Raw genomic sequence first — 10535 nt, 5'->3', positions numbered from 1 at the left:
AAAAGGTAAACTATAAAGTCTCAAAGAAATCGGAGGTTTATCCTGTGAACGCAGAGTACAGAGAGAGATTGAAGGATAAAAAACGAATTGTGATCAAGATCGGTTCTTCCACGATCACGCATGCGGATACCGGCCTCGTGAATCTCGGAAAGATCGAGCGCCTTGTGCGAAAGATCAATGATCTGAAGGGCGAGGGAAGAGAGGTTGTTCTGGTCTCCTCCGGCGCAATTGCGGCGGGGCGTCAGGTGCTGTCTCTCGGCGGAAGACCGCAGACCCTCGCGGAGAAGCAGGCCTTCGCCGCTATCGGTCAGGCAAAGCTCATCATGGTCTATCAGAAGCTCTTTGCGGAGTATGGTATGACAGCCGCACAGGTGCTCATGACCCGGCAGACCATGCAGGATGAGGAGGCCCGCAGCAACGCGCACAACACCTTTGAGGAGCTCTTAAAGCTCGGAGTGGTGCCTGTGGTCAACGAAAACGATACTGTCTCGACCTTTGAGATTCGCTTCGGTGATAACGATCGTCTGTCTGCGCTGGTGAGTTCCCTGATCGGAGCAGATTTGCTGATTTTACTTTCCGATGTGGACGGTCTCTATTCGGACGATCCCAACCGGAATCCGGAGGCGAAATTTATCTCCCGTGTGGATGCCGTGACGCCAAAGCTCATGATGATGGCGAAGGACAGCACGGGCTCCGACGTCGGAACCGGCGGTATGGCGACGAAGCTGAAGGCGGCAGAAATTGCGTGCAGAAGCGGTGCGGACATGATGATAGCCGCGGGGGAGGATCTCTCGATCCTGGACCGGATCTTCGCGGGCGAGGAGGTAGGAACACTGTTTGAGGCGAGCAGAGTCAGGGACTTTGACTTTGCGGCATACATGAATCACAGCGGGGAGACAGAGCATGACAGAACTCACTGAGCTTGGTAAAAGAGCCAGGGCGGCAGCGCGCGCGCTGGTGCGTCTCGGTACAGAGGAGAAGAACCGTGCCCTTCGGCGGGCAGCGGAGCTTCTTTTAGAGCGGACAAATGAAATCTTGGCTGCAAATGCGGAGGATATGCAGCGTGCAAGGGAGAAGGGACTTCCTCCCGCGATGCTGGATCGTCTTCTCTTAGATGAGGCGCGGGTACAGGGCATGGCAGGGGGACTTAAGGAGCTCTCGCTTCTGCCGGATCCGATCGGCGAGCTGCTGTCAGAGGAGACGCTTGCAAACGGACTGGTGATACGAAAAAAGCGCGTCGCGCTGGGGGTGATCGGCATTATCTATGAAGCCCGGCCCAATGTGACAAGCGATGCCTTCGGCATAGCGTTTAAGGCGGGGAATGCCGTGATACTGCGCGGGGGGAGCGATGCGATCTCATCGAATCGGGCGATCGCTGCGGCGCTTCGTGAGGGGCTCATGGCAGAGGGCATCACGGAGGATGCGCTCCAGCTGATCGAGGATACATCCCGGGAGAGTGCCAGAGAGCTCATGCACATGAACGGCTATGTCGATGTGCTGATTCCGAGGGGCAGTGCCGGCCTCATTCAGACAGTGCTCCGGGAGAGCTCGGTTCCCGTGATAGAGACCGGTGCAGGAAACTGTCACATCTATGTGGATGATACGGCGGATCTGGAGCTTGCGATACCCATCATCGTCAATGCAAAGACCCAGAGAATCGGCGTCTGCAATGCAGCGGAGTCTCTTCTGGTACATCGGTCAGTGGAGAAGGAGTTCCTGCCGAGGCTCAGGGATGCGCTGAAGGCTTTCCCGGTGGAGGTGAGGGCAGATGAGACTGCCCGTGCGCTGGAGCCTTCCTTTGCGGTCGCAACAGAGGAGGACTGGGGAAGGGAGTATCTGGATTATATTCTCTCCCTGAAGACAGTAGATTCTGTGGATGAGGCAATCGGACACATTAACCGCTACCACACAGGTCACTCCGATGCAATTATCACGCGTACAGAGGAGCACGCAGAGCGCTTTCTCCGGGAGGTTGATTCCGCCTGCGTCTATGTGAATGCCTCGACCCGCTTCACGGACGGAGGAGAGTTCGGCTTCGGTGCGGAGATTGGCATCAGTACCCAGAAGCTTCACGCGAGAGGTCCCATGGGCCTTAAGGAGCTCACCTCCTACAAGTATGAGATCAGAGGTCAGGGTCAGATAAGAGACTGAGAAAGGTTTTTGAATGGCAGAAGAACAGAAGCAGCAGCTTTTTACAGAGCAGCTGAAAAGGATTATTGCAGAAAAAAGGGAGAGACTTCGGCGCCCCGTGCGCTACCACATCACGACTATGGGCTGTCAGATGAATGCCCGTGATTCGGAGAAGCTCTCCGGCGTACTCTCGGAGATCGGATGTGCGGAGACGGACAGTGAGGACGCAGACATTCTCCTCTTTAACACCTGTACGGTGCGGGAAAATGCAAATGAGAAGCTCTACGGCCATCTCGGCATTGTGAAGCATTTCAAGAAGGTAAATCCGGATATGCTGATCGGTATCTGCGGCTGCATGATGCAGGAGAAGGATGAGGTGCTCCGGATAAGGCAGAAGTATCACTTTGTGAATCTCGTCTTCGGAACGCATAATATCTGGAAGTTTCCGGAGCTTCTGTATGCCTGCGAGACAGAGAAGCAGCGTGTCTTTGACGTGGAAGAGCAGAGGGATGCGTTTCGCGATCACATGCCCGTAAAGAGAAAGCTTCGTTTTAAGTCCGGGGTCAATATTATGTACGGCTGCAATAATTTCTGCACCTACTGCATCGTCCCATATGTGCGCGGACGGGAACAGAGCCGGGAGCCGGAGGATATCCTCGCAGAGGTACGTGCGCTGGTGGCGGATGGCGTAAAGGAGATCATGCTGCTTGGACAGAATGTTAATTCTTACGGAAAAACGCTGGAGCGTCCGGTGGGCTTTGCAGATCTTCTGCGGCGGGTGTGCAGGGTTCAGGGGCTTCAGCGCGTCCGCTTTATGACGCCTCATCCGAAGGATCTCTCCGATGATCTCATTGCGGCGATCCGAGAGAATCCGAAGGTCTGCCGCCATCTGCACCTGCCGCTGCAGTCCGGAAGCACAGGGATACTGCGGCGCATGAACCGTCGTTACACAAAGGAGGCCTACCTTTCGCTGGTAGATAAAATAAAGCGTGAGCTGCCGGATGTCGGTCTCACGACAGATATCATCGTGGGCTTTCCGGGCGAGACGGAGGAGGATTTTCAGGATACGCTTGATGTGGTGCGCCGCTGTCATTTCCAGTCGGCCTTCACCTTTATTTACTCCAAGCGAAGCGGAACGCCCGCTGCCTCCTTTGAGGAGCAGGTGGCGCCGGAGGTCGTTGCAGACCGCATGAAGCGACTGATAGAGCTTGTGCAGAGTCAGGCAGGAACAGTTGCGGACCGCGATCAGGGGAATGTGATGCCGGTGCTTGTGGAAGAGGAGGACAGCCACGCGGAGGGGTATCTCACAGGGCGGCTGGGGAATAATCTCATGGTGCATTTTCCGGGAGACCGCTCCCTGATCGGAGAGATCGTGGATGTGGAGCTCACAGAATCGAAGGGCTTTTATTATATGGGCCGAAGGAAGGAGTAAGACAGCGTGGCAGGACTTTCGCCGATGATGACACATTACCTGGAGACAAAGAAGGCTTACCCGGACTGTATCCTCTTTTACCGTCTGGGTGATTTTTATGAGATGTTCTTTGAGGATGCACTCTGTGTGTCAAAGGAGCTGGAGCTCACTCTGACGGGAAAGGACTGCGGACTTTTGGAGCGCGCGCCGATGTGCGGCGTGCCGTTTCATGCGGCGGACGCTTATATCAGCCGCCTCGTAAAGCGGGGATATAAGGTTGCCATTGCGGAGCAGGTAGAGGATCCAAAGCTCGCAAAGGGGCTTGTGAAGCGCGAGGTAATCAAGGTTGTGACGCCGGGAACCATCACAGCAGAGGGAGCGCTGGAGGAGGGCAAGAATAATTTTCTCGCGGCAGTATTCTATGCGGCGGGGCGTTTCGGCATCTGCGCGGCGGATATCAGCACAGGAGATTTCTTTGTGACTGAGGTGGAGACGATCAAGGGACTCACAGACGAATTGAATCAGTACAATCCCTCCGAGCTGCTCTTAAATCACGCCTTTGATATGAGCGGCGCGGTGCAGGAGAATCTCGGCGGAGCCTCCAATGTCTCCGTGAGCTATCCGGAGGATTTTTATTTTTCTGACGAAAACAGCGCGCGCATACTGAAAGAGCATTTTCATGCGGCGAGTCTTGAGGCACTGGGCCTTAAGGACTATCCGGAGGGAAGCTGCGCCGCGGGAGCGGTAATGCAGTATCTCTATGAGACGCAGAAGCACAGCTGCACGCTGATCACTGCGCTGCGTCCCTACAGCAGCGGAGAATTTCTGATCATTGACTCCTCCTCCCGGCGGAATCTGGAGCTGGTGGAGACTATGCGGGAGAAGGAGAAGCACGGATCCCTCCTCTGGGTTCTTGACAGGACGAAAACTGCCATGGGCGCGCGTCTTTTGCGCAGCTTTGTGGAACAGCCACTCGTGAAAAAGGATCGCATCACAGCGCGTCAGGAAGCCGTCGGGGAGCTGAAGGAGCGCTACATCGACAGGGAGGAGCTCCGGGAGTACCTGAACCCAATCTATGATATGGAGCGCCTCATGGGGAGAATCAGCTCGGGCAGCGCCACACCGCGGGATCTCATCGCGTTTCGAAGCTCGCTTGAGATGCTGCCTCCGGTACGGAGTCTCCTGACGGGATTTTCCTCGGCGCGGCTTCAGTATCTCGCGGAGCGTATGGATACGCTGGAGGATATCTGCGGGCTGATTGCGCAGTCTGTACAGGATGAGCCGCCGATCACTGTGCGGGAGGGCAACATCATTCGCGACGGCTATAACGAGAGGGTGGACACACTCCGTCGCGCCAGCACAGAGGGCAAGAGCTGGCTCGCGGAGCTTGAAGCCCGGGAACGGGAGAAGACCGGAATCAAGAACCTCAGAATCAAGTTCAACAAGGTCTTTGGTTACTATTTTGAGGTGACGAATTCCTTTCTTTCACAGGTGCCGGACTACTTTATACGAAAGCAGACCCTCACCAATGCGGAGCGATTCACGAGTGAAGAACTTCAGAAGCTGGAGGAGACGATACTCGGAGCGGAGGATAAGCTCTTAAGCCTTGAGTACGAGCTCTTTACGGAGATTCGCAGCAGTGTCGCGAAGGAGGTGGAGAGGATACAGGAGAGTGCACGCATGGTCGCAGAGACAGATGTGCTGGCCTCCCTCGCTGACGTCGCGGAGCGCTACGGCTATGTGCGGCCGCAGATCAATGAGAAGGGGAGTCTCTTCATCCGGGGCGGACGGCATCCCGTAGTGGAGCGAATGATGGACAGCGGGCGCTTTGTGGCAAATGACACGCTGCTGGACGGCAGAGAAAACCGCATCTCCATCATTACAGGGCCAAATATGGCAGGAAAGTCTACTTATATGCGGCAGACTGCTCTCATCGTGCTCATGGCGCAGATGGGATCCTTTGTGCCGGCGGAAGAGGCGGATATCGGAATCTGTGATCGCATCTTCACCCGCGTCGGGGCGTCGGATGATCTCGCGAGTGGGCAGAGCACCTTCATGGTCGAGATGACAGAGGTTGCGAACATACTCCGGAATGCGACGAAAAACAGTCTGGTGATACTGGATGAGATCGGGCGGGGAACTTCGACCTTTGATGGACTTTCAATCGCCTGGGCTGTAGTGGAGCACATCGCAAATCCCCGCATACTGGGGGCGAAGACGCTTTTTGCGACACATTATCATGAGCTCACGGAGCTGGAGGGAACGGTACCGGGTGTCAATAACTACTGCATTGCGGTGAAGGAGCAGGGAGAGGATATCGTCTTTCTGAGAAAGATTGTCAGGGGAGGTGCTGACCGGAGCTACGGAATTCAGGTCGCGCGACTCGCAGGCGTGCCGCAGCCTGTGATCGACAGGGCGAAGGAGATCGCTGCGGAGCTCTCCGGGGCAGATATTGCGACGCGGGCAGCAGAGATCGCGGCGGCCCGCGGGACAAAAAGCACCGTTCAGACGAGACCGGAGCCGGAGGATGAGAATCAGCTCTCACTCTTTGATTTCCGGAAAAACAGCGGGGAAACACAGGAGAGCAGTCTCTCTGCGGAGCTCTTAAAGCTGGAGCTCTCTGCCATGACACCGATTGAGGCGCTGAACACGCTGTATCGCTTGCAGGAGAGTGCGAGGGGAGGTAAGTCTTGAGTATTCAACTTCTGGACAGTGAGACCATCAATAAGATCGCTGCGGGAGAGGTGATTGAGCGGCCCGCCTCCATCGTGAAGGAGCTCTCGGAGAACGCCATCGATGCGGGAGCGTCCTCCCTTACCATTGAGATCCGAGACGGCGGACAGTCTCTGATCCGGGTGACAGACAACGGCTGCGGCATTCCGAGAGAGGAGGTGCGGGAGGCCTTTCTTCGCCATGCGACCAGCAAGATACGCTCCGCAGGCGATCTGGAGCGCGTGCGGAGTCTGGGCTTCCGCGGAGAGGCTCTCTCCAGCATTGCGGCGGTCTGCAGGACGGAAATCATCACAAAGACAGCGGCGGCGCTCACCGGAACCCGCTATGTGATTGAGGGCGGAAAGGAGAAGAGCTTCGAGGAGATCGGTGCGCCGGAGGGGACGACTCTCATCGCCCGGGATATTTTCTTTCATACACCTGTAAGGCGTAAATTCTTAAAGTCTCCCGCGACGGAAGCCGCACATATTGCAGAGCTGGCGGAGCAGCTTGCGCTCTCACATCCGGAGGTCTCGATCAGATTTATCATGAACGGGCAGAACCGCTTTGGAACGAGCGGGAACGGTGCGGTTCGGGATATTATCTATCAGCTCTACGGCAGGGAGATCGCAAACAGCCTGATTGAACTGAAGGCAGAACGGGAGGGCTTTGAGCTGCGGGGCTTTATCGGGAAGCCTGAGATCTCGCGGGGTAGCCGCGCGATGGAGCACTACTGCGTCAACGGCCGCTATGTGAAGAGCAGCGTGATTGCCCGGGCAATCGAGGACGGCTTTGGAAATCTTATGATGCAGCACAGTTTTCCCTTTTCGGTTCTCTCGCTTACGCTGGATCCCGCAGGAGTGGATGTCAACGTGCACCCGACGAAGCGGGAGCTTCGTTTTTCCGATTCTCAGGCGGTATATCTCTTCGTGAAGGAGGCCGTGGAGGATGGGCTTCGAAAAACGGAGCTGATACGGAGCGTGGAGCTTCCGGGACAGAGGGAGAAACGAAAGAGTACGGAGGAGAATAAACGGAGTGCGCGTCCGGCGGAGCCCTTTGAAGAGAGACGCGCTGCGATGGAGCTGCTTCAGAAACAGGGAGCTTTGGAGCCTGCTGCGCACAGTGACAGAGCGCAGCAGACACAGTCTGCAATGCGGATCCCGGAGGTGGAGGAGACAGAGGCGCGGCGCACAGTTCCGGAAGAGACAGCTGTGCAGAGCGGGATCATCAGAGAGCCGCAGCCGGAGTTTGGGCTTGTGCAGCGCAATGGACAGTATTCCTTTATTGCACCGGAGCACCGGGCATCTGTGCGCCTCGTCGGAGATGTCTTTGAGACTTACTGGATCGCGGAGTGGAATGATGCGCTCTACATCATCGATCAGCATGCGGCACATGAAAAAATCAATTATGAGCGCTTTCTCTCTGACTATGAGCATCAGTGTGTGAGCTCGCAGAGTCTCATGCCGCCGCTCATAGTCACACTGACAGACCGGGAGGCGGCTTTGCTCTCGGAGTATGCCGGGCTCTTTCACAGTCTTGGCTATGAAATCGACCACTTCGGAGGTCATGAGTTTGCTGTTCGCGCCGTCCCCAATATACTTCCCTCTGTTATGAAGGATGAGCTCTTTAAGACTATGATAGGGAGTCTCTCAGAGGAGGTTGGGGCAGGGCTTCCTCAGCTCATCATCGAAAAGACTGCGTCTATGTCCTGCAAGGCTGCGGTAAAGGGGAATCAGAAGCTCTCCACAGGAGAGGCGGAGAAGCTGCTCACGGAGCTTTTTCGTCTGAAGGATCCATATAATTGCCCGCACGGCCGTCCGACTGTAATCCGTCTGACCAAGGGGGAGCTGGAACGGAGGTTTAAGAGAGTGCTATGAAGCGACCGCTGATCATACTGGCAGGCCCCACTGCAGTGGGGAAGACGGCGCTCTCGGTGCGCCTCGCAAAAAAAATCGGGGCGGAGATTATCAGTGCAGACTCCATGCAGGTATACCGCGGGATGAATATCGGAACAGCGAAGATTACGGAGGAGGAGATGGAGGGAGTTCCGCATCATATGATCGATGTGCTCGATCCGAGGGAGCCCTTCAATGTCTGCGTCTTCCGGGATATGGTCCGGGCAGCCATGGAACGGATCTATGCAAACGGACACATCCCTCTGATCACAGGGGGAACGGGTTTCTATATTCAGTCTGTGCTCTATGATATTGATTTTGATCTGCGCGCAGACGATACGAATCTTCGCGCGGCACTGACGGAGGAGCTCTCACGCTGCGGCGCAGAGCATATGTACGCGCAGCTTAACTCTGTCGATCCGGAGGCCGCAGCACAGATACATCCGAACAACAGAAAACGGGTGCTGCGCGCGCTGGAGTTTTACCGCCTGACCGGAAGAAAAATCTCTGAGCACAACCGGGAGCAGCGGGAGCGGCAGTCTCCCTATCGCTTTCTCTACTATGTGCTGAGCATGGATCGCGCGGCTCTCTACCGGCGCATTGATGCGCGCGTCGACCGGATGATGGCGGATGGCCTGCTTCAGGAAGTAAAGGAACTGAGAGACAGAGGATTAAGCTCAGATCTTGTGTCCATGCAGGGCATAGGTTACCGTCAGATCTTTGACTATCTCGAGGGCATCGCAAGTCTGGAGGAGGCGGTTGAGAGAATCAAGCGGGAGACGCGGCACTTTGCGAAGCGTCAGCTCACCTGGTTTAAGCGGGAGCCGGAGGCCATATGGCTTTCCCCGGAGGAGTATGGCGGTGACCGGAGGCAGATCCTTGCGCGCATGACAGCGGAGTGTATTTCCCTCCTGTCGGAGCCGGAGGAAGAAAGTTTCTGAGCGGCGTTTGGTCCGCTTATATCATTTGAGTGAGAGAAAAGAACAGAGAGGTTCATTCAGACATGGATTTTGAGACAGAAATGAGGGAGATGTACAGCTCCATCGGAATTTCCGAGCGGGCGCTGAAGCTTGGGGAGGCAGCGGAGGAGAAGTGCCGCTCCCGCTTTGCACGTATCGACAGAATTGCGGAATATAATCAGGCAAAGGTTCTGAAGGCATTCCGGGACAACCGGGTTGGAGAGGCACACTTTGCTCCGAGTACAGGCTACGGCTACAATGACCTTGGAAGAGATACGCTGGAAAAGGTCTATGCTTCTGTCTTTCACACAGAGGATGCGCTGGTGCGCGCACAGCTGGTCAGTGGAACGCATGCGCTCACAGTGGCGCTTTTCGGCAATCTGCGCCCGGGAGACGAGCTGCTCTGCCCTGTGGGAAAGCCCTATGATACGCTGGACGAGGTGATAGGAATACGTCCGCAGAAGGGCTCTCTCAAGGAGTACGGTGTGAGCTACCGTGAGGTCGCGCTGAGTGAGGACGGCAGCTTTGACTACCCGGGGATACGTGCAGCCCTGAATGAGCACACCCGTCTTGTTGAGATACAGCGCTCCAAGGGCTATGCCTCCCGTCCGACTCTCTCGGTGGAGCAGATTGCTGAGCTGATCCGCTTTATCAAAAAGCTGCGCCCGGATGTGATCTGCATGGTAGACAACTGCTACGGGGAGTTTGTGGAAACCATTGAGCCCTCCGACGTGGGAGCTGATATGATCGTCGGCTCTCTGATTAAAAATCCGGGCGGGGGTCTGGCTCCGATCGGCGGTTACATTGCGGGACGTGCGGAGTATATTGAGAACGCGGCCTTTCGCCTCACGGCACCGGGGCTCGGCAAGGAGCTGGGCGCCTCTCTCGGTGTGAGCCGCTCCCTCTATCAGGGGCTCTTTCTCTCTCCGACGGTGACTGCCGCCGCGGAGAAGGGCGCCATCTTTGCTGCACAGCTCTATCAGGACCTTGGCTTTTCTGTCTGCCCGCGGGCGGAGGAACCACGCTATGATATCATTCAGTCTGTTGATCTGAAGACAGCAGAGGGGCTCTGTGCCTTTTGTCGCGGAATTCAGTACGCGGCACCTGTGGACAGCTATGTGACACCGGAGCCATGGGATATGCCGGGCTATGATGATCCGGTTATCATGGCCGCGGGTGCCTTTGTGTCAGGGGCCTCGATCGAGCTCTCTGCGGACGGCCCCATGCGTCCGCCGTATACTGCCTTCTTTCAGGGGGGCCTAAGCTACGCGCACGCAAAGACCGGTGTGCTCATGTCGCTGCAGCAACTTTTGGATGCGTCCCTCATTTGAATATGCTATACTGTGATATCAGGATCAGGAGCCTTTCCATATGGCAGGCCTGCCGATGGAGACGGGGCTTTGTGAGCCTGACATCATATTGTTCTGAATT

General features: G+C 56.2%; 7 protein-coding genes. All 7 read left to right on the top strand.

Annotated features, from left to right (window positions below; genetic code table 11):
* Positions 1-44: 44 nt before the first annotated feature.
* Positions 45-920, top strand: coding sequence for a glutamate 5-kinase (gene proB / locus J2S20_RS05040; RefSeq protein WP_307253861.1), 876 nt, complete (start codon positions 45-47; stop codon positions 918-920).
* A complete protein-coding gene (locus J2S20_RS05035) occupies positions 904-2151 on the top strand; it encodes a glutamate-5-semialdehyde dehydrogenase (RefSeq protein ID WP_307253858.1) in 1248 nt (415 codons plus the stop codon). The genes proB and J2S20_RS05035 overlap by 17 nt, the downstream gene beginning before the upstream one ends.
* A gap of 13 nt (positions 2152-2164) precedes the next feature.
* A complete protein-coding gene (gene miaB, locus J2S20_RS05030; RefSeq protein WP_307253855.1) occupies positions 2165-3562 on the top strand; it encodes a tRNA (N6-isopentenyl adenosine(37)-C2)-methylthiotransferase MiaB in 1398 nt (465 codons plus the stop codon).
* A 24-nt stretch (positions 3563-3586) separates the two neighbouring features.
* On the top strand, positions 3587-6235 hold the full coding sequence (gene mutS, locus J2S20_RS05025) for a DNA mismatch repair protein MutS (protein WP_307254098.1): 2649 nt from the start codon (positions 3587-3589) through the stop codon (positions 6233-6235).
* Complete coding sequence (mutL, locus tag J2S20_RS05020) at positions 6232-8127, top strand: DNA mismatch repair endonuclease MutL (RefSeq protein ID WP_307253853.1); 1896 nt, start codon at positions 6232-6234, stop codon at positions 8125-8127. Before mutS ends, mutL begins: the two co-directional genes overlap by 4 nt.
* A complete protein-coding gene (gene miaA, locus J2S20_RS05015; protein ID WP_307253849.1) occupies positions 8124-9086 on the top strand; it encodes a tRNA (adenosine(37)-N6)-dimethylallyltransferase MiaA in 963 nt (320 codons plus the stop codon). Before mutL ends, miaA begins: the two co-directional genes overlap by 4 nt.
* Before the next feature lie 80 nt (positions 9087-9166).
* Positions 9167-10435: a methionine gamma-lyase family protein gene (locus J2S20_RS05010; RefSeq protein WP_465223530.1), complete on the top strand. Its 1269-nt coding sequence runs from the start codon at positions 9167-9169 to the stop codon at positions 10433-10435.
* Positions 10436-10535: the final 100 nt, after the last annotated feature.

It is taken from the genome of Moryella indoligenes, from assembly GCF_030812885.1.
GTDB lineage: Bacteria > Bacillota > Clostridia > Lachnospirales > Lachnospiraceae > Moryella > Moryella indoligenes.
The sequence above is the reverse complement of the archived record's forward strand: the minus strand, read 5'-3'. Positions and strand labels throughout refer to the sequence as shown.

What these genes read in the sequence shown, in the direction of transcription:
- J2S20_RS05035 (WP_307253858.1), top strand. Translation starts at nt 904, where the DNA reads ATGACAGAACTCACTGAGCTTGGTAAAAGAGCCAGGGCGGCAGCGCGC.
- miaB (WP_307253855.1), top strand. Translation starts at nt 2,165, where the DNA reads ATGGCAGAAGAACAGAAGCAGCAGCTTTTTACAGAGCAGCTGAAAAGG.
- mutS (WP_307254098.1), top strand. Translation starts at nt 3,587, where the DNA reads ATGATGACACATTACCTGGAGACAAAGAAGGCTTACCCGGACTGTATC.
- miaA (WP_307253849.1), top strand. Translation starts at nt 8,124, where the DNA reads ATGAAGCGACCGCTGATCATACTGGCAGGCCCCACTGCAGTGGGGAAG.
- J2S20_RS05010 (WP_465223530.1), top strand. Translation starts at nt 9,167, where the DNA reads ATGAGGGAGATGTACAGCTCCATCGGAATTTCCGAGCGGGCGCTGAAG.